The organism is Pirellulales bacterium, from assembly GCA_035939775.1.
In the GTDB taxonomy this organism is placed as follows: domain Bacteria; phylum Planctomycetota; class Planctomycetia; order Pirellulales; family DATAWG01; genus DASZFO01.
On record DASZFO010000131.1, the window covers coordinates 21,058 to 39,075 of the forward strand.

The following is an 18,018-nucleotide window of genomic DNA, read 5'->3' on the forward strand; positions in this document are numbered from 1 at the left end:
CGATCTTGCGGGATTTTCCGGATTTACGGACAGTTTTGGCCGATATTGGCGGCGGGGGGATTGCGCAGGAAGAAACTGTTCCCGCACACTTGCCCCCAGAGTGCCGATGTCCCGCTATTTGCCGAAGTCGATCGTTTGCTTTCGCGAAGGATATAGCCGCGAACGCTTCCTCCGCGACTTGATTGCCGGGCTGACGGTCGGCATCATTGCCCTGCCGCTGGCGATGGCCTTCGGCATCGCCTCGATTCCCGACGATGTGGCGAAGGTCGCGGGCGTTTCTCCGCCGGCCATGGGGCTCTTCACGGCAGTCATCGCCGGGTTCCTCATCTCGGCGCTCGGCGGCAGCCGCGTGCAGATTGGCGGGCCGACCGGGGCGTTCATCGTGATCGTCCTGGCCATTGCCAAACAGCACGGCTATGCCGGGCTGGCGACAGCGACGATCATGGCCGGCGCGATCCTGATCGTGATGGGGCTCTGCCGCTTCGGGGCGATGATCAAGTTCATCCCCTATCCCGTGACGACCGGATTCACCTCGGGGATCGCGGTGATCATCTTCTCGACGCAGATCAAAGACTTTTTCGGCCTGAAGATCGACAAGCTGCCGGATCATTTCGTCGAGCAATGGCAATCCTATTCCGAAAACGCGTCATCGTGGGCACCGGCGACGTTCGCCGTGGGGCTGGGCTCGTTGGCGGTGATCGTAGCGCTGCGGAGATTCGCCCCGCGAGTGCCGGGGATGATCGTCGCGGTGATCGCGGCTTCCTGCATCGTGAGTCTGTTCGACATCCACGGCGTGGCGACGATCGGCAGCAAATTCGGCGAAATCCCCCGAGCGCTTCCTATACCCCATCTGCCGCCGTTCAGCATTTCGCTGGTGCGCGAACTGATGCCCTCAGCCCTGACGATCGCGATGCTGGCGGCTATCGAGTCGCTACTGTCGGCCGTTGTCGCCGACGGCATGACGGGGAACCGGCATAAAGCCGATTGCGAGTTGGTCGCGCAAGGAGTCGCCAACATCGGCTCGATCCTGTTCGGCGGCATCCCGGCGACCGGCGCGATCGCCCGCACCACCGCCAATATCAAGAGCGGCGGCAAGACGCCCGTGGCCGGCATGATCCACGCCGTGACGTTGCTGGCGATCATGATGGCGGCGGCCCCGCTGGCCAGCCACATTCCGTTGGCAACACTCGCGGCCCTGCTGATGGTCGTGGCCTGGAATATGGCCGAGATCGATCATTTCCGTTCGATTCTGCGGGCGCCGCGCAGCGATGCGGCGGTGCTACTAGCGACGTTCGGCCTGACCGTGTTCACCGATCTAACCGTGGGCGTCGGCGTCGGGATGGTGCTCGCCTCGCTGTTGTTCATGAAGCGAATGGCCGACGTCTCAAACATCAGCGCGATCACGCGCGAGTTCGATGAGCGCGATGAAGAGCTGGGAGACCTCAAGGATCCGAATGCCGTCGCCAGCCGCGAGTTGCCGAAGGGGGTCGAGGTGTACGAAGTCAACGGCCCGCTGTTCTTCGGCGTCGCCGATCGGTTGAAGGACACGCTTAACACGCTGGAGCGTCCGCCGAAGGTATTCATCCTGCGAATGCGGCGGGTTCCGGCCGTCGATGCCTCGGGGATTCACGCGCTCGAGGAATTCCACGCCAAGTGCCAGCGCCAGGGGACCGTGCTCTTGCTTTCCGGCGTTCACGCTCAGCCGCTCACCGCGTTTGTCAGGGTGCGGTTCGACGAAGTGCTCGGCCCGAACAGCATGTTCGGCGGCCTCGACGAGGCGCTCGATCGGGCCCGCGAGATACTCGGCCTGCCGCCGGTCGAGCGGCCGCAAGACGCTGAGCCGGAAGTCGCCCGCGACCGCGTCAAGGTCGTCCCCTCGCAGGCTAAATCGGCTTAGTTGGGATTCGGTCGCAGTCCGTTGGATGTTGCAGAGGAATCAAGGATGATTTTCGGATTCGACGAAACGGTGTGGAAAGCGGCGGTCGAGCGGGCGGTGCTTTTTGTGCCGAGCGTCGCGACTGCGGTCGTGCTGCTGTTGGTCTTCTGGCTCGTGGCCGCCGGCGTCGAGCGCGTGATCCAGCGAGCCGGCGAGGCTCGCAAGGTCGCCAGCGATGCCATGTTCATACTGTCGCGGGCCGCCAAGCTCTCGCTTCTGGCTGTGGGGTTCGTGACGGCCCTGGGAACGCTGGGGATCAATGTTACGGCGCTGGTCACGGGCCTGGGGCTGACCGGTTTCGCCGTTGGCTTCGCCTTGAAAGACATCATCTCGAATACGCTCGCCGGAATCCTGATCCTGATCTACAAGCCGTTTCAGCGGCAGGATCGAATTCTCGTACCCTCGGTGCCTTTGAATCTCGAAGGGCACGTGGTTCAGGTCGATCTGCGCTACACGACCCTTCAGCTTCCCGACCGCAAGATTCTGATCCCGAACGCGAATCTGTTCACGAACCCTATCATGGTGTTCCAAGCGCCGCGTTCGGAAGTCGCTCCGGCGATCTCAACTTCGCCAAATCCGCCGACACCCGTTAAGTAGCAGGCACACTCCGTGTGCCGTCCGCCGTTCTTCGACTTGGCATGGGTAGTTACGGCACACGGAGTGTGCCTACTACGATGAGGCACGCACAGCGTGCCCTACAGCCCCTGCACATACTTCTGTAGCTGAGTCAACTCGTAGTCGAAGCCTCCGGAGAGGATCGGAAAGCGGCACCACGTTTTCGGATCGAGGTTCTCGTCGTCCACGTGGAACGAAGGGGCGTAGCGCTCGCGCTTCCATTGGTTACGGCACCAGAGCCGGAAAAACCGATCGACCCAAACGTGCAACTGTTCGATCGCGTATTGCGGAAACTCGGCCCGGATCCGCTTGAAAACTTCCAGCGGGCCGAGTTTGTCGCGGATCGCCGCCCGCTCGATCGCGTCGAGCAGCTCGTACGGCATCAGGTCGGCCTCGTCGGTCTGGGCCGCTTCGGCAGGGCGCAGCTCGGCGGTCGGCGCCTGGCGGTTCACGGCGCCGAGCGCCGGCAACGGGCCGATCCCCTCGGGACCGCGCTCTTCAAACCAGCGGAGCCAGCGCCGCAGGAACGCCTTGTCGATCCCCGCGATCGGGCTGATCCCGCCGGAGGTATCGCCATCCATCGTGGCATAGCCAACCGCAGCCTCGCTCCGATTGCTCGTCGAGACCAAGAGCGCATTGTTTAGATTGGCCAACATCCAAACGCCGGGAGCCCGGGCGCGGGCTTGAATATTCTGTAGCGCCAGGTCGTCGGTGGTCCATGAAAGCGGTCGGCCGATCGCGCGCGAGACCATTTCAACGTAGTCCCGAACGAGCCCGTCGACGTCGAATTCCAGAAACGTCGCGCCAATTGCCTCGGCCACTTGGCGCGCGGCGCTGCGCGTCGTTTCGCTGCTATTGCGGGTCGATTGATAAACGCAGGTCAACAGCTCGGCGACCAATTCGGCGGCGCTCTCTGAGCCTGTCCGAAAACCGCCTGCGGAGAGGGGGACAGTCCCCTTTTGTTCCGCGACCATCGAGGCGATGGTGCCCGCCACAAAAGGAGACAGTCCCCGGCGGTTTTCGACGGCGGCCTGTGGCACGTGGCTGATCTTGGCCAGGAATTCGTCGCGGCCCAATTCGTCGATCCCGAGTCGAACGAGCGTGGCGATCAAGCAGCAAACGGCCGCCGAATCCGCTCCACCACTAATCGACACGACGAACCCGCGCGAACGGCTCTTGCGCATATAGTCGAACAATCCCAAGGCGATCGCCCGCGTGAATTCCTCTTCCTTCGCATACTGGCCGGTTTCCCAGGCGGCCGGACGCGCGGCGACCGCTTCCGGCTCTTGCGTCGGATAGTCGAATTCGCCGCGGATGCAGAGATCAGTCTCGGGCAACAGCTCGGGCAGATAGCTGCCGCTGCGGATGCGGCTGAGCCGAGTGGCGTCGACGTCGACCAGCGCCGTGGTCAGCCGAAAATCGGCGAACGAGAATCTCGGGCCCAGCGCAACCAACTGGCCGAGCGACGCGATGTGCGCCCCTCCGTCATACACAATGCGCCCCGCTTCGTTGCCGAGCAGGTTTGCGTAGACATAGCTGACGCCGAAGGCCCGCGAGCCCTCGAGCACGAAGCGATGCCGAACCTCCGCTTTGCCAAAGGCGAAATGGCTGGCGCTCGGGTTGAGGATCACATCCACACCGCGCAGAGCCAGCTCGCCGCCGGGACGATTGGCGACCCAGGCGTCCTCGCAGATCTCGAAGCCGATCTTGATTCCGCCGACGTCAAAGTAGATGTCCCCCAGCGGATAGGACCTCTTGCCGATGGCGAGATCGGCGCGGCGGCCGATCGGCCAGGGCTTGAACCAGCGCGGCTCATAATGGATTCCGTCGCCGGCCAGAAACCGCTTGGCCGTGAAGCCGAGGATCTTGCCGTCGGCCACGAGCGCGGCTGTGTTGTAGAGCGCGCTGTTGTGTGGCACCGGCAAACCGAGCGAGACGACGATCCCCGCCGTGCTCGGTACGATCGCTTCGAGCATTTCCCAGGCGGTGCGCTGGACGGCGGGCGAGAGAAAAGCGTCTTCGCAGCCGTATCCGCTGATGCACAGCTCCGGCAAACAGAGCACGCTCACCCGCTCGCGCCGCGCCGCCTCGATGGCGGCCAGAATGTGCGCTTTATTCGACTCCCAGGCCAACGGGGTCTGATTCAGTACGGCGGCACCAACCTTAAGCAACTGCATTTTCGGCCACTTATTCGTTCAAGAACGTGCGCACCGCGCTTTCAAGTTCACGCACTTTGTTCTGAACCACGTCCCAAAGAATATCCGAATCGATGCGGAAATACTCGTGGGCGACTATATCTCGCATTCCAGCAATGCTTGACCAGTCAATGGTCGGCATCTGGGCGCGAATCTCGTCGGGCAATCGTTTGACGGCGATTCCGATGATTTCGAGATTCCGAACGACCGCATCGGATGTGCGGTCATCCGAGAGAAACGATTGTTGGGTCATGCCGGCCGTATAACGCCCGATCTTTTCGCAAGATTGCAAAACGTCTTGAAGATAAAGTTGCCAGTCACGAGACATATACGGCTTCCTGCTCGATTTGAGGGCGCATCTCGGGGCGCAGCGAGTTCAGCGTGACAAGATCTACGTGAACACCGCAAAGCCTCTCTAAATACGACTTGAGCTGCATGAACGGATCGAATCGCGCGCGGCCTTCGAACGCCACGAGAATATCCAAGTCGCTGTCGGGGCGCGCTTCATCGCGGGCGACAGAGCCGAAAACGGCCAATGCCTTCACTCCGAACTGCCGCGCAATATCCTCGCGGTGCGTGTTCAATACGTTGAGAGCATCTTGTCGTTTCATAAATTCCTTCAAGGATTGAGCCGTTTACGGAACACAACCAGATCATCGCCATCGGCATAGAAATCGGGCAGCACGTAGCCCCGCTCGTAGCTGTGCTTGACATAAAACTTCCGCGTTAAATCATAGTGCGGCAAGGACGAGGTCTCGATGAATAGAATTCGGCCGTTGCTGGCGCGGATGTCGTCCTCGACGTGCTTGAGCAGCTTGCCGCCGATGCCGCGGGCCTGCGTGTGCCGCGTCACCGCGATCCAGTAGAGATACCAGGAGCGATCGGTCATCGCCGCGGGGGCATAGTAGGCGAAGCCGAGAATCTGGCCGGCTTGGTCGAATGTGATCGCCCGATGCCCGTGCGCCTGATTGGCCGCGTGATAGTCGTCGAGCACCTCCCGCAGGGCCTGAATTTCCATCGGCTTGAAAACGCCGGTGGCTTCGGCCAGATCGATCAAGGCCAGGCTGTCGGCCGGCAGAGTGGGACGGATCATGGACGGCTCACGGGTTGGTCTCGCAACGGCGGCTTGCCAGCGCGGGCCGCTTTGGTAAGCTGCTCGTACCCAAAACATCGGCAAACCCTCATTCTACGCTACACCACGCGGAACCTGCCATGCCGAACGATGGATGGAAACAGCTTCTGGCCGGCGCCGCGGCGCTGGAGGCGGCGGGCAAGTATCCGATCGCGGCCTACTCTGAATTCATGCCGCCGCCGCGGCTGGGGATCAAGGCCTATGGCGGCGTCGATTCGCAATTGTGCCACGAAGCCGATCCTTGGGGCTGGCATGTCACGGAATACGAGGAGGCATTCGAGCTGCAGCCGGGCTTGGAGTTGTTGGCCCGCGAGCTGTTGCACGTAGCGCACCATCTTGGCCGCCGCGAGCCGGCACACGGCATCGCGGCGGCCAAATTGAAGGACAATCCCTACTGGCCGGTCGAACTGCACGACGCCGGCGCGCCGGACCAAGAGCGCTACCTGCTGCTCACTCCGCTGGCACTCTCGCGCACCCAGGACGACAAAGGGCGAGTACGCTGGACGCTCTTCGGATCGAGCGAGCAAGGCCCCGGCCGCGCGTTCTGGCGGAGCTTCTTTCTCTCTCCGAAGGAAGAGCTGCCGAACCACGCGGGCCCCGATTTTGTCCGCCGCCTGCTCGCCGCCGCCTATCACGAACCGGCCGACAAGCTGACCGATCTCCGTCGACTCGGATTTCGCATCATGCCGACCGAGGCCAGCGACGCGTTCCCCTATTGGCACGACGGGCCGCTCCCCTCTTGGGCAAAGCATTTTTTATGGAGCAAGGGCGATTCGCTCCGGGGAGTGAAGTATCTGCTCACGTTCAATCCGTTCGCGCGGCTGCCGGCGCCGGTGCGCAAAGCGTATCTCGCTGGCGCGCTCCACCTATTGCCATTCCCCGGCAGCCTCGTGTTTTGGGGCGCGCAGCCGTACGTAAAGCTCTCGAAAGTACTGCCGCTGGCAATGCACATTCCGCTGCTGCACTCGATCGAGCGCCATGAGGCGCCGCGCGGGATTCGCGTGCCGCAGTCGGGATGGATGCACGAGCCGCGCGCCGATGAGCCGACCTTCACGGGCTCGCACGGCCCATTGCGCAACACTTTCCACCGGACAAATCGCTGGGCGCGGATCCATCGCCATGACGACGAGCTGGCCGCGATCCACATCGGCGACAAAGAAGACAAAGTGGCTCACGTGCTCTTCAGCGCCGCGGCGGACGACATCGGCCTCTATGGCAAGCCAATGGCCCGCAATGCCCAGGTCTGGACGCCGGATTGCGAACTGCTGCTGGACGGCCCGCACGCTAGCCGGCAAGAACTGCTCTACGCGGCGAAATGCGTCTGCGGCGGCGGAAAATACGGTTATCGATTCGTCTATCCGGCGATGCGGATGGGGTCGCACGAGGTCTATTGGCACCGCCCGCTCGTCGCCTGGCTTGCCGACGACGGTCAACAGTGCAGCCTGCTCCCCGACGCGCCACTCGGTTATCTCACTGCTTATCGGGCCGATCGGCCGCAACTCGCCAAGCCGATCGAGCTTTGGCCGCGGCTATTGCGGCGCGGACCGCATGAGGCAGCCGTCTCGGCATTCGATCCCGAACACGATCATCATTACCATCGCACGACGGTCAATATCCACAAGCTGCTCGACGCCTGGCGGACGTTCGGACAGCGGCCCTTGGATCGCGGCTTTGCCCGCCAGTTGCTTACGCTCCCGCGGCACGAAACGCTCGAAGCTTGGCTCGCGGCCCTTCCCGTGCGCACGAACCATGCCGTCTCGGGCCGGCAGTTGGTCGATGAACTGGAGCTACGGCTTGGGCCGCCGACAGCTACGGGCGCCAACCATCCTCCGGCCGCGCGGAAGTCGCATTCGCTCACCTACGCCAAGACGGCCAAAAGGTCTTTTGAAGTCGCCTACTGGCGGACAATCGCCGAATTGGCGACCGGGCAATACGTGAACAAAGACAACGCCGATTGCGTGCTCGATCCACAGACGCTGGAGAATCTCGCACACGACCATCGCGATCTCGAGGCGCTGGGTGACCATATCCTGGAATACTACGATCGCGCCATCTCCGAGCAGAAAATGACGGGCAAGGCATTGGCCGGCGAGTTTCCCTTCGTCTGGCGGACCGATTTCGACTACGACTGGATGGGAGGCTGGAAGCGCAATCAAGCCGGCGAGACGCAAGAGCGCGATTTAGTTTGCATCATTCCCGGCCGCGACCGCCGGCAAGCAGTCATCATGGGGGACCATTACGACACGGCCTATATGGAAGACCGCTACGGCTACATGCACGGCGGCAAGGGACCGCGGCTAGCCGCGGCGGGGGCCGACGACAATCACTCGGCCACCGCCACACTGATGCTCGCCGCCCCGATCCTGATGGAACTCAGCCGCGCAGGACAACTGGCCTGCGACATCTGGCTCGTGCATCTCACGGGAGAAGAGTTCCCGGCCGATTGTCTCGGGGCGCGCCATCTCTGCGAGCGGCTTGTCGAAGGAAATCTGCAAATCCGCCTGACCAACGGTCGCGAGCGCGATTTGTCAAAGGTCCGCATCCGCGGGCTGTATGTGCTCGACATGGTGGCGCACAATAACGACGGCGAGCCAGACGTGTTTCAGATTTGCCCCGGCACCAGCCGCGAGTCGATGTGGCTGGCGTATCAGGCCCATTTGGCGAACGCCGCTTGGAACGATTCGGCGCCCCAGTGGAATAGCCGAGCCGGGCGGAAAAACTGCCGCCGCGGCAAGCGGAGCGCCGATCCGGCGAGAATTCCCGAGGTGGCCTTGCACCCGCAGCTCAGCGGCGAAGTGCGTCCCGCCTTCGATCCGCGAAGCACGCTCTTCAATACCGACGGGCAAATCTTCTCCGACGCCGGGGTGCCCGTCGTGCTGTTCATGGAAAACTACGACATCAACCGCCAAGGCTACCACGACAGCCACGACACGATGGAGAACATCGATCTCGATTACGGCTCCGCCGTGGCCGCGATTGCCATCGAATCGGTCGCCCGAGCGGCGACGGAAGCGATGCCGTGGGAGTGATTGTGCGGAAATCCTTGCTCTATTCTCCCGATCCTTTCCGAGCTAGAATTGAGAGGAAATGCATTTCGGAATAATCTGAAGGGAATTCGCCATGCTCGAGGAAGAACTTGAATTCTTCGCGAAAAATCGGGCTGAATGGCTCGCTAAGCACAGCGATCGAGTGGCACTCGTAAAGGGACGGCAACTCATCGGCATGTTCGACAACGAGCAGCAGGCCATCGAAGCCGGTGCGCGGCAATTTGGGCTCACGTCATTTTTGGTAAAACGAATCACAGCGGATGAGCCGCAATTCATTGCACCGGCGCTAACCTTAGGGCTTCTTCGTGCCGATCATCCATCGCGCGGTGTTTCATCCGATCATTGGGCCTGACGGCAAGCCGCTCGTTCTGCCCCCGCCGACGGGACTGCATCTCGCCGGTCCGCGCGTTCAGGTGAGTGTTGGCTTGGCGCAGTCTTTTGCCGAAGCCTTGCTGCTTCGAGGCGAAGTAATTCCTGACGCCGTCGTGGGTGACGCACTCGTTGATACCGGCGCTTCGCACACCTGCATTGACGATGCGGTTGCCAAGAACATGGGCCTCCCGGTAGTTGGAAGAATCAAAGTCGGTTCGGCTTCGCACCATTCAACAGAACAGAATCAATATCCCATTCGCATTGAATTCCTAGGGGCTGGAATTACATCGAACGTGCTTCAAGCGCCCGCCGCCGCGCTTGCCGCGCAAGGGCTGACGATGCTGATCGGACGTGACATTCTTCAGGAATTCCTCCTTGTTTATAATGGTCCCATCGGCCAGTGGACGATGGTCCTGGCCTAATGGTCCTGCTCCTCGTGGGAACTTCGTTTGATGACTCGCATGATATTCCGCGCCATGCTGGCAGGATCGTTGCTCCTTGCTTGCTGCGCGCCGGCTCGCGCTCAGACGGATCGAATCAAGGTCTATTCGGAGAAGAATTCGGTCCAAGGAACCGTCGAATCGATCACGCGAAACGAAATCGTAGTGTCGGTTCCGATGGCCGGGGCAAGGACCATTTCTTCCGGCGATATCGAATTGATCCTGTTCGCCGGCGACAATGCCTTGCAAAAAGCGCAGCTCGCCGCGACCAAGGGAGAGTTCAAGGATGCCGCCGATCTGCTCGAGGGAATTCGTCCCACCGAGTTGAATCGCGAGATGGTCCGCGCGGAGGTCGCCTATTGGAAGGCATACTGCGCCGCCAAGATCGCTTTGAGCGGGCAGAGCGAATCGGACGATTCGGGCGAGCAAAAAGACCCCGCCGCGGCCGCAAAACAGGCCGGCAGCGAAATGCTGGCATTTCTCAAGGACCATCCCACCACATATCACTATTACGAAGCGAACGAAATCGTCGGCGATCTGTTGATGGCGATCGGCCAGTATGAGAATGCTCAGAAATTCTACGATAAGCTGAGCGAATCTCCTTCCGCCGACGTGAAAGCACGCGCCGATTTGCTGCGCGGCCGCGCGATGCAAATGGAGGGGAAGTACGACGCGGCGCTGGCGGCCTATGATTCCGTGCTGAAATCGGACGTTTCGGGCAAACGCGGCGATCAGGAGCTGATCGAGGCCAAGATTGGCCGCACCTATAGTCTCGCGAGTTCCGGAAAGGTGGACGAAGCCGTCAAGCTGCTGAAAAACATCGTCGCCAATGCCGACGATGATGACACGGAACTGCTCGCCCGTACCTACGACGCCCTAGGCAACTGTTACCGTCAGCTCAAAGACAATAAGCAAGCGCTGTGGGCTTATCTGCGCGTGGACACGCTTTACGGCAGCGTCCCCGAGGCCCATGCCGAGGCGCTGGCCAATTTGGTTGTGCTGTGGGAAGACGCGAAGCATCCCGAGCGTGCCCGCGACGCCCGCGATCGTCTCCAGCAGCGCTATCCGTTCAGCCGTTGGAACAAGCAGATCCGCTGACGCGGCGTCAGGCGCGCGGATGGAATTGCTTGTGGACCTTCTTGAGCCGCGCCGGATCGACGTGCGTGTAGATTTGCGTGGTCGTGATGCTGGCGTGGCCGAGCATCTCTTGAACCTGGCGCAGGTCCGCCCCGCCGGCCACCAGATGGGTCGCAAAACTGTGCCGCATCGTGTGGGGCCCGATGGACGACGGCGCTCCGACGCGCGCCGCATACCGCTTCATGAGTTCCCAAATCCGCTCGCGGCGCAGCCGTCGACCCCGCCGCGATAAGAGTAGCCAGCCGGCATCCTGCCCAGCAGCTTCGACCAATTTCGGCCGCTCTTCATCCACATAGACTTGAACGGCGACCGCCGCGCGGCGATTGATGGGCACAATCCTCTGCCGGTCCCCTTTGCCGCGGCACAGACAGAAGCCTTCTGCGAGATGCACATCGTTCGTTGTCAAATCCGACACTTCCGAGGCCCGGCAACCCGTAGCATAAAGCAATTCCAAGAGCGCCCGATCGCGCCGCCAGAGCGTGTCGCCGGCAACGGGACTTGCGAGCAACCCATCGACGGCCTCGACCGAGAGAATCTGCGGCACCCGGTGCCAGAGCCGCTGGCTGCCAAGCAGCTCCGCCAGATTGTCGCGCAACACCCCTTCCAACTGCAGGTAGCGGAAAAACACTTTGAGCGAAACGATGTGCCGCGCGATGCTCGCCGCGGCGAGCCCGCGCTGGTGCAGCCAACCTGCATAGTCGGCCAGATCGCGGATCGAGAGCTTCGTCGCGTCGCGGGCGGCCAGCCACGCGGCAAACTTGGCCAGGTCGCGACGATACGCGGCCACCGTGTTCGCCGAGAGATGGCACTCCGTTCGGGCATAATCGACAAACGCCGCGATCCAGCGCACGGCCGGATTCGCGACCGGCTTCGGCATCGTTGGCCGCTTCAGTTTCTTGTCGGCAACCACGCTGTGCTCCGATTGTCACGAGGCACTCCCTTGGTGCATCGGCAATCGGCGAGGCGGGACTGGATGAAGCCTGATCGAAGCAGGCTAGTTGTAGCGGTCACGAAGGGTTTACCGGCGATCGTACTTCAGCGCCGTTTCGAGCTGATCGATCGCGACATCGACCGCTTTTACCGCATCGGCGCGGTGGCCTCCGAAATCATGGTCGGCGTCTTTCAGCTCTTTCCGTGCCTCGCGCAACTCGCGAATCGCGCGATGAAGATGCGGATGATGCTCTAATTCGTCCGCGTGGGCCGGTGTCGGTGCGATGCCGATGATCCCGTCAGTAAGCAGCGCCGATCCGGCAAGAAACGCGGTTCCCAACACGGCGACTCCCGCAACGCGTCCCCAAGCGCTCATAAATTGTTCCTTTTCAAGAAAGTTGACAACTCCCCTGCCCGCGATCCCCCCACGGTCAATAAACCCCACGAAATATGCGAAGTATCGCGAGGCGGCTGCGGCCAATTAACGCTGGATTGGCGGGGCGCCGACCGGGGCCCCCTCCGATCCAGCCCCGGCCACCTTTCTCGCACAAGCTGAATAAACTACGAACTGGATGGTTGTCGCCCCGCCGATTGGAGTCTGTTGCCGCGGACGCTAGAATGCTGGCTGCATTTTCGGTTCCCGCCCGTTCGACAGGGAGATCGCCGCGCCATGGAAGAGATCGAAGTCCCAACCGAGCATCTTCACGAAGCCATCCACCACGAGGCCCATCATTCGCAAGACAACTGGATCACGGCGGTTGCACTGAGCACGGCTTTGCTCGCCGCGCTGGCGGCGGTCGCCGCGTTGTTGAGCGGGATGAATGCCAACGAGGCCGTAATCGAACGGGTCACGGCATCCGATCTGTGGAGTGAGTTTCAGGCGAACGGGATCAAGCTGGCTATCCTTCAGGGCAACGCGGAGCTGCTCAAGATGAACGGCAAGCCGGTGCCGGAAGCGTTCCAAGCGAAAATCGACAAATACAACAAGGAAAAAAATCGCACGTCCAAAGCTGCAACGGAGAAGGAGCAAACTTACGAGGCGCGTCTCAGTCGCCACGAGAAGCTCGCGATGGGAGTGACGACGTTCCAAATCGCCATCGCAATTGCCGCGATCGCTGTCTTAACGAAGCGTCGCTGGTTCTGGTATCTCGGACTTGCCTTCGGCGCGGCCGGAATCGGCTGCCTGATTTATGCGCTGGCGTTTTCCTCCGTCGGCGAAGAAAGCACCGAAACCAAGCCGGAGCAAAAGGAAGGGAATGATAAGAGCAAAGACGCGAAGCCGTCGAAGAGTGAGTCGGGCGGAACCGAGAAATCATCCAAAGAAGTAAAAGAGGCAACGGAGAAGACGAACGACGGCAAGCAGCCCAAGACTGAGTCCAAATCCGGCGCGGGACTGATCGCTCCTCATGCCATCCGACTCGCCGCCGCAAATCTCGAAATGCCGCCCGCTTATTGCTGCTTCGATGTCGCGCTCGCGTCCTCTCTTGCCACCTGTCACTTGCCACTTACGACTGTTTCTCCGCCCCTTGTCCCCGTCTGCTAAAATGTCCACCAAGACCCTCTCGCTCCTTCCGCTCTCGCAGCTCACTTCCGGCCAAGAGGCCGACCTGTTCGCGCTTCTTTCGGCCAAGGAGGAATTGACCACGCGCGACGGCAAGCCGTATTTCAAAGTCACCTTCCGCGATCATGCCCGCGAGGTCAGCTTTCCGATCTGGAACGATTCCACCTGGGCCGCCGAATGCCGCCAGACTTGGCGGCCCGGCGGGTTCTACAAGCTGCGGGCTATTTACCGCGAAACGAACTACGGTCCGCAGCTCGATATCAAGAAGATTCGCGAGACGATCGACGCCGACGCGGCCGACGGTTTCGACCCGCTGATGTGCCAACCGCAAACGCGATTCGATCCGAAGGATATGTTCGCAGAGCTGGTCTCGATCGCCCGCGAGCGGATCGCCGATCCGGCGCTTCGCGCCTTGGTGACGGACATCCTCGAAGAAAACCACGAGCTTCTGCTCTCGCTCCCCGCCGCGACGCGAAACCATCACGCCTTCGTCGGCGGCTATTTGGAGCATGTACTCAGCGTTACGCGCACATGCGTGATGCTGGCCGACAAGTACGACGATTACTATCCCGACATGAAGCCGCGGCTCGACAAGGGGCTCGTTGTCGCCGGCGGCATTCTACACGATATTGGCAAGCTCCGAGAAATCCGCCAGGAACCGCAAGGGGCGGTCTACACAGCCGAAGGGGCGCTCATCGGCCACATGCTCCAAGGCCGCGACATTCTCCGCGAGGCCGCCGCCGGTCGCGGACTATCGGCCGAGACGCTGCTGCGGCTCGAGCACATCATCATCTCGCACCAGCGGCTTCCCGAATGGGGCTCGCCCAAGCCGCCCATGACCCCCGAGGCCCTCATCGTTCACTACGCCGACGACCTCGACGCGAAACTCCAGATGATGTTCACGGCCCTGCGCGACGACACCACGCCGGGACCGCTCACCTCCAAGAAGAACACGCTCTATCAACAGGTCTATCGGGGAGAAGGAATCGGAGAGCGGTAGTCGTAGGGTGCGTCAAGTCCGCGCGGACGCACCGGAACCTGCCGCGGAGGCTCATCTCGGATGCACGGTGCATCGGCGACGAGCCTCGACGCACCTTACGCTTTACGCAATCAGCATCGCTCTATCGCCGATTCGGGCCGTCGAGGCGGCTCGCCAGGTCGGCGAAGCTGCGGGCTTCGTCGCTGTGGCCTAGTTGGCGGTGCATGGCGGCTAGATTGCCGTAGGGAATCGCGAGGGCCCGTTCGTCGAGCGACTTGGCGGAAACGGCTTTGGCCATGAGATCGACCCCCTTTTGCGTCAACCGCAGACCCTCGTCGCGCTGGCCGGCCTCCCAATAGGAAATCCCCATCGCGACGAACGACTCGCCGTGCCGCCCGAGATTCGGAAGCGCCGATAACGGCAACGGTCGATCCAATAGCGGCACGGCCTTGTCGAAACAGGTGACGGCGACGGCGTGGTTCTTTTCCTGCGTGGCGTGGACGATGCCGAGGTGGGCGTAGAGCCGGCCGAAGAGATAGGCATCGTCGGCCGTCTGCTGGCGGTGCTTCGCCCCTTCTTGAAGATACGTGAGATCGACCGTCCCGTCGGCCAAGGAATGATCGCTTAAGCCGTGGAGCTGGTCGAGCTGACCGACGTCGAACAGCGCCAAGCCCAATTCCCACTCCAGCCGTTGACGATGGAGCGGATCGCCGGCCGCGTCGATCAATTTCGTGGCCGATTCGAGGACCCGGGCCGTCCAATCCGATGAATCCCACTTTCCCTGAATTCCGACGCGGGCGTCGAGCGCCCGGCGGGCGACGTGCAGCCGCAAGTCGTCGGCGGCCTGTTCCGTTTCAATCATGTTCTTCGCCAGTTCATCAGCCCTGGTAATCCAACGGGCGGCGATTTGCTCCTTCTGCTGCCAGACGCCAAAGGCAATGTCGCTGGCCGCGCCGAGGTGGGCCTCGACCAGCACGCGCTTGGCTTCGCGGCGGACGCCCGCGCGGCGATCGGCCGCCAGTTCCCCAGCCGTCTTGATCGCCGACAAGTGCAGTTCGATGGCTTGCTTGTAGTCATGGTCGGGCCCTTCGGCAGTCAAATCGGCGAGCGTGTTGAGTGCTTGCGCTTTCACGAGCGACGGCAGCTTCGCGTCCCCAAGCACCTGTTTTGCAATCATGATCCCGTCGGAATGACGATCCAAATGGCCAAGGATATCGGCCTTGCTCAACAAACACGGAGGCTGCTTTGGATCGAGCCGGAGTGCTTCGTCGATGGATTTCAGCGCATCCTGAAATCGGCCCATGCCGGCGAGCACCTGGGCACGCAGCCAATGCGCTCGGGCCGATTTGGGATCGAGTTCCAGTGCATAATCGAGATCGCGGAGGCTGCGGCGGACTTGCGCGTCGGAATCCGCCGCCGCGCGCATCACGAACGGCTCGGCGTCGATCGGCTCCAGCAGCATCTGAGTGACGAGCTTCGTTTCGGGAGCGTAGCTGAACAGGATGCCGCGCTCGGGGAACGATTCTCCCAGTGGCTGCCCCGTTTCGTCGAGCACGGGCACGGGAACAATCGCGTCGAGGTGCAGTTGCTTCGCCAAGATCTCCGGCTCAAACGGCTTTTCGAGCCGCACGGAGATCGAAGCAACGCGTCGGCCGGCCATCGTCACTTGCACGCGCCGATAAGGCTCGATTTTATAAATCCAGCGTGCCTCTCCCTCCTTGCCCGACGCGGCGACACCATCGCCCCACAGCTTGAGCAGGTCGTCGATCGTCGAAGCGCCGGGGGTGATTCCCTTGAATGCCGCCGGATCGATCGCCAAGGCCGGCAGCGGCGGCAGGTCTTCGATTCCTTTAAACGCCAGCCCATCGGGGGGCAGGACCGATTTTACGGCAGGCTTCGTTTCGTCCGACAAGACCGCGGAGCCGTCGGCCAACGGTTTGGAAAGCGGTTTCGTTTCGCGCCGCGGCTCTTTGTTCGCGGCCAATGCGTCGTCGGAATCGCTGGCCATCGCGGTGCCGGCTTCGTGCGCCGGTTCCGTCGAGGTCGGCTGCGGCTCGGCTTGCGGTTCGCGCTGCGGTGCGACACCGACGACAGGACCGACCGGGCGAAGCGCCGGTCCGACTGCTTTGCCGGCATCGGGCTGCTTCGACGCCGATGTTTCGCCCGATTCTTCGCTGCTGGTTTGCGCTGTCAGCGCGCCCAGAAACCAGACCGCGGCCGCGCAGCCAATCAGCCGCACGCCGAGTCGTGGACCCTCTGCCCAACTTCGGGCCGATGACGCTCTCACGCTCGTTCCTCCTGAACCATTGCGTGTGGCGCGGGCTGGCGACCCGCGGATTTGGCAAGTCAGGCAAGACGCCTGGGCCATAAACAAAATACACAATCCCGGCATCCTATGCTGGGACAAGAAAGATAGCGGCTGGCGCAGATCGGGTCCAGATCGAATCTCGCGTGAAATGCAGTCTCCATAATTCCATTCTTGGGCCAGCGAAACTCCCCTTGGGAAACTTTGGTCGCCGCGGCTATAATCCCGCCGCCGATCGGTGGCTTGAAGCCAGGGAGATCGGCGAATAATGGAGGTTCAAGGATGAACGTGCAACGAGCGTTGATCGGCGGGCTGGCCGCTATGGTGCTGGCCCTGTCGTCGTCGTCGGCCGAGGCGGGGGGCGGCGTTCGCGTGGGCGTGGGAATCGGGATCGGCATCCCGGCCTATCGGCCGTATCCGTACTACGGCTATCCGTACTATCCGCCGGCGTATTACTACCCGCCGCCGTACTACTCGTATCCGTATTATCCGCCGCCGACCGCATACTACGCTCAGCCGGCCCCGGGCTATGCTCAACCTGCGCCTTCGTACTACCAGCCAGCCCCGACGAACACGCAACCCGCGCCGACGTATTCACAACCAGCGCCGGCAACTTCCCAGCCGGCTTTGCAATCGACGCCGTCGTCTTCTGCATATCCGCTGCCTCCACCGAACCCGACGCCGGTGCCGAGTCGGTAAGTTCATGCGCGACGTGCGTTTTCCGACGGTGGCAGCGTCGGCCACGCGGGCAACGCCAGCAGCGTCGGGTGGTGCGTGATTAAGTGTTGCTGATCCTTTCCAGCAGTTCGGCCACGGTCCAGGGATGATCGGCCAAACCCGTAGCCATCGCGGGGGTCTGCCCATTCAGGCTACGATGTTTCCGGCAAAAGTTGTAGTGGGCAAAATAGAGGGACAGGGCTGCTTCGTGGTTTTCCCATCGCTTTGAGAAGCAGTAGGTGAGGCGGCCCATTCTCTTGATGAAGCAGCGCATCGACCCGTTGGCACGCTCAGTGTGCGACGTGCAAATCCGATCTTGATCCGGGTTGCCCCAGATAACTTCTTTCTTGATGCTGGTTATTTTCGGTGGGCTGTACTGGCGCTGCTCGGTTTGGGTCTGATTACCGAATACCTTGACGATCACTCCGTAGTCGGCCGCATCCCCTAAGTGACGCGGAATCGAGGACTGATATGGCGTATATCCGTCCGTCGAAACCTGAAATCGGCCGTTCGTCGCCGTTCGCAGCTTGCCGCAGAATTGATCGGTGTCGTTTGGGGTGCGGCGGCCTAAATGCCAAGCGACCACCAGCTTCGTCGTGCGCTCGACAGCCGTAAAACAATATGAATCTCCAACCGGACCGCCAACGTAGCC

General features: G+C 61.8%; 17 protein-coding genes. 9 read left to right on the forward strand and 8 right to left on the reverse strand.

Annotated features, from left to right (window positions below; all coding sequences use genetic code 11):
- The first annotated feature begins 106 nt into the window (after positions 1–106).
- Positions 107–1,897, forward strand: coding sequence for a sulfate permease (gene sulP / locus VGY55_08405; protein HEV2969997.1), 1,791 nt, complete (start codon positions 107–109; stop codon positions 1,895–1,897).
- Positions 1,898–1,942: 45 nt separating this feature from the next.
- Positions 1,943–2,533 carry a mechanosensitive ion channel domain-containing protein gene (locus tag VGY55_08410; protein HEV2969998.1) on the forward strand — a complete coding sequence of 197 codons (591 nt, stop codon included), beginning with the start codon at positions 1,943–1,945 and terminating at the stop codon, positions 2,531–2,533.
- A 98-nt stretch (positions 2,534–2,631) separates the two neighbouring features.
- Here VGY55_08410 and nadE read toward each other — a convergent pair whose 3' ends face one another.
- Genes nadE through VGY55_08430 form a run of 4 tightly spaced genes read right to left on the reverse strand, consistent with a single transcriptional unit; the run spans position 2,632 to position 5,839 of the window.
- Positions 2,632–4,728: an NAD(+) synthase gene (gene nadE, locus VGY55_08415; protein ID HEV2969999.1), complete on the reverse strand. Its 2,097-nt coding sequence runs from the start codon at positions 4,726–4,728 to the stop codon at positions 2,632–2,634.
- Between the two features lie 10 nt (positions 4,729–4,738).
- Complete coding sequence (locus tag VGY55_08420; GenBank protein HEV2970000.1) at positions 4,739–5,074, reverse strand: DUF86 domain-containing protein; 336 nt, start codon at positions 5,072–5,074, stop codon at positions 4,739–4,741.
- Positions 5,064–5,357 carry a nucleotidyltransferase family protein gene (locus tag VGY55_08425; GenBank protein HEV2970001.1) on the reverse strand — a complete coding sequence of 98 codons (294 nt, stop codon included), beginning with the start codon at positions 5,355–5,357 and terminating at the stop codon, positions 5,064–5,066. Before VGY55_08425 ends, VGY55_08420 begins: the two co-directional genes overlap by 11 nt.
- An 8-nt stretch (positions 5,358–5,365) precedes the next feature.
- Positions 5,366–5,839 carry a GNAT family N-acetyltransferase gene (locus VGY55_08430; GenBank protein ID HEV2970002.1) on the reverse strand — a complete coding sequence of 158 codons (474 nt, stop codon included), beginning with the start codon at positions 5,837–5,839 and terminating at the stop codon, positions 5,366–5,368.
- Between the two features lie 119 nt (positions 5,840–5,958).
- Between VGY55_08430 and VGY55_08435 the strand changes: the two genes are divergently transcribed.
- The 4 genes from VGY55_08435 (at position 5,959) to VGY55_08450 (ending at position 10,835) form a co-directional block, all read left to right on the forward strand.
- Positions 5,959–8,907: a M28 family peptidase gene (locus VGY55_08435; GenBank protein ID HEV2970003.1), complete on the forward strand. Its 2,949-nt coding sequence runs from the start codon at positions 5,959–5,961 to the stop codon at positions 8,905–8,907.
- 91 nt (positions 8,908–8,998) lie between these two features.
- Entirely contained in the window at positions 8,999–9,277 is a 279-nt protein-coding gene (locus VGY55_08440) for a hypothetical protein (protein ID HEV2970004.1), read from the forward strand.
- On the forward strand, positions 9,252–9,719 hold the full coding sequence (locus VGY55_08445) for a retroviral-like aspartic protease family protein (protein HEV2970005.1): 468 nt from the start codon (positions 9,252–9,254) through the stop codon (positions 9,717–9,719). The genes VGY55_08440 and VGY55_08445 overlap by 26 nt, the downstream gene beginning before the upstream one ends.
- A 30-nt stretch (positions 9,720–9,749) precedes the next feature.
- Positions 9,750–10,835: a hypothetical protein gene (locus VGY55_08450; protein ID HEV2970006.1), complete on the forward strand. Its 1,086-nt coding sequence runs from the start codon at positions 9,750–9,752 to the stop codon at positions 10,833–10,835.
- Between the two features lie 7 nt (positions 10,836–10,842).
- Here the strand turns inward: VGY55_08450 and xerD are convergent, their stop codons facing one another.
- The gene (gene xerD, locus VGY55_08455) at positions 10,843–11,784 is read right to left on the reverse strand and encodes a site-specific tyrosine recombinase XerD (protein ID HEV2970007.1); all 942 of its coding nucleotides are present in this window, start codon (positions 11,782–11,784) and stop codon (positions 10,843–10,845) included.
- A 108-nt stretch (positions 11,785–11,892) separates the two neighbouring features.
- Complete coding sequence (locus VGY55_08460; protein ID HEV2970008.1) at positions 11,893–12,180, reverse strand: hypothetical protein; 288 nt, start codon at positions 12,178–12,180, stop codon at positions 11,893–11,895.
- A gap of 294 nt (positions 12,181–12,474) precedes the next feature.
- Here VGY55_08460 and VGY55_08465 point away from each other — a divergent pair, with 294 nt between their 5' ends.
- Both VGY55_08465 and VGY55_08470 read left to right on the forward strand, forming a co-directional pair.
- The gene (locus VGY55_08465) at positions 12,475–13,347 is read left to right on the forward strand and encodes a DUF4337 family protein (protein ID HEV2970009.1); all 873 of its coding nucleotides are present in this window, start codon (positions 12,475–12,477) and stop codon (positions 13,345–13,347) included.
- Position 13,348: 1 nt separating this feature from the next.
- Positions 13,349–14,365 (forward strand): HD domain-containing protein, encoded by a 1,017-nt coding sequence (locus tag VGY55_08470; protein ID HEV2970010.1) that lies wholly within the window; start codon positions 13,349–13,351, stop codon positions 14,363–14,365.
- 121 nt (positions 14,366–14,486) lie between these two features.
- On the opposite strand, the gene VGY55_08475 is transcribed toward VGY55_08470, so the two are convergent.
- Positions 14,487–16,631 carry a tetratricopeptide repeat protein gene (locus tag VGY55_08475; GenBank protein ID HEV2970011.1) on the reverse strand — a complete coding sequence of 715 codons (2,145 nt, stop codon included), beginning with the start codon at positions 16,629–16,631 and terminating at the stop codon, positions 14,487–14,489.
- Between the two features lie 300 nt (positions 16,632–16,931).
- Here VGY55_08475 and VGY55_08480 point away from each other — a divergent pair, with 300 nt between their 5' ends.
- Positions 16,932–17,348, forward strand: a complete 417-nt coding sequence (locus tag VGY55_08480; protein HEV2970012.1) for a hypothetical protein — start codon at positions 16,932–16,934, stop codon at positions 17,346–17,348.
- 79 nt (positions 17,349–17,427) lie between these two features.
- On the opposite strand, the gene VGY55_08485 is transcribed toward VGY55_08480, so the two are convergent.
- On the reverse strand, positions 17,428–18,018 hold a 591-nt coding region (locus VGY55_08485; GenBank protein HEV2970013.1), incomplete at its 5' end, for a hypothetical protein.

Excerpts from the sequence above, each read along its gene's own strand:
- sulP (HEV2969997.1), top strand. The coding sequence starts at position 107 with ATGTCCCGCTATTTGCCGAAGTCGATCGTTTGCTTTCGCGAAGGATAT.
- VGY55_08410 (HEV2969998.1), top strand. The coding sequence starts at position 1,943 with ATGATTTTCGGATTCGACGAAACGGTGTGGAAAGCGGCGGTCGAGCGG.
- nadE (HEV2969999.1), bottom strand. The coding sequence starts at position 4,728 with ATGCAGTTGCTTAAGGTTGGTGCCGCCGTACTGAATCAGACCCCGTTG.
- VGY55_08420 (HEV2970000.1), bottom strand. The coding sequence starts at position 5,074 with ATGTCTCGTGACTGGCAACTTTATCTTCAAGACGTTTTGCAATCTTGC.
- VGY55_08425 (HEV2970001.1), bottom strand. The coding sequence starts at position 5,357 with ATGAAACGACAAGATGCTCTCAACGTATTGAACACGCACCGCGAGGAT.
- VGY55_08430 (HEV2970002.1), bottom strand. The coding sequence starts at position 5,839 with ATGATCCGTCCCACTCTGCCGGCCGACAGCCTGGCCTTGATCGATCTG.
- VGY55_08435 (HEV2970003.1), top strand. The coding sequence starts at position 5,959 with ATGCCGAACGATGGATGGAAACAGCTTCTGGCCGGCGCCGCGGCGCTG.
- VGY55_08440 (HEV2970004.1), top strand. The coding sequence starts at position 8,999 with ATGCTCGAGGAAGAACTTGAATTCTTCGCGAAAAATCGGGCTGAATGG.
- VGY55_08450 (HEV2970006.1), top strand. The coding sequence starts at position 9,750 with ATGACTCGCATGATATTCCGCGCCATGCTGGCAGGATCGTTGCTCCTT.
- VGY55_08460 (HEV2970008.1), bottom strand. The coding sequence starts at position 12,180 with ATGAGCGCTTGGGGACGCGTTGCGGGAGTCGCCGTGTTGGGAACCGCG.
- VGY55_08465 (HEV2970009.1), top strand. The coding sequence starts at position 12,475 with ATGGAAGAGATCGAAGTCCCAACCGAGCATCTTCACGAAGCCATCCAC.
- VGY55_08470 (HEV2970010.1), top strand. The coding sequence starts at position 13,349 with ATGTCCACCAAGACCCTCTCGCTCCTTCCGCTCTCGCAGCTCACTTCC.
- VGY55_08480 (HEV2970012.1), top strand. The coding sequence starts at position 16,932 with ATGAACGTGCAACGAGCGTTGATCGGCGGGCTGGCCGCTATGGTGCTG.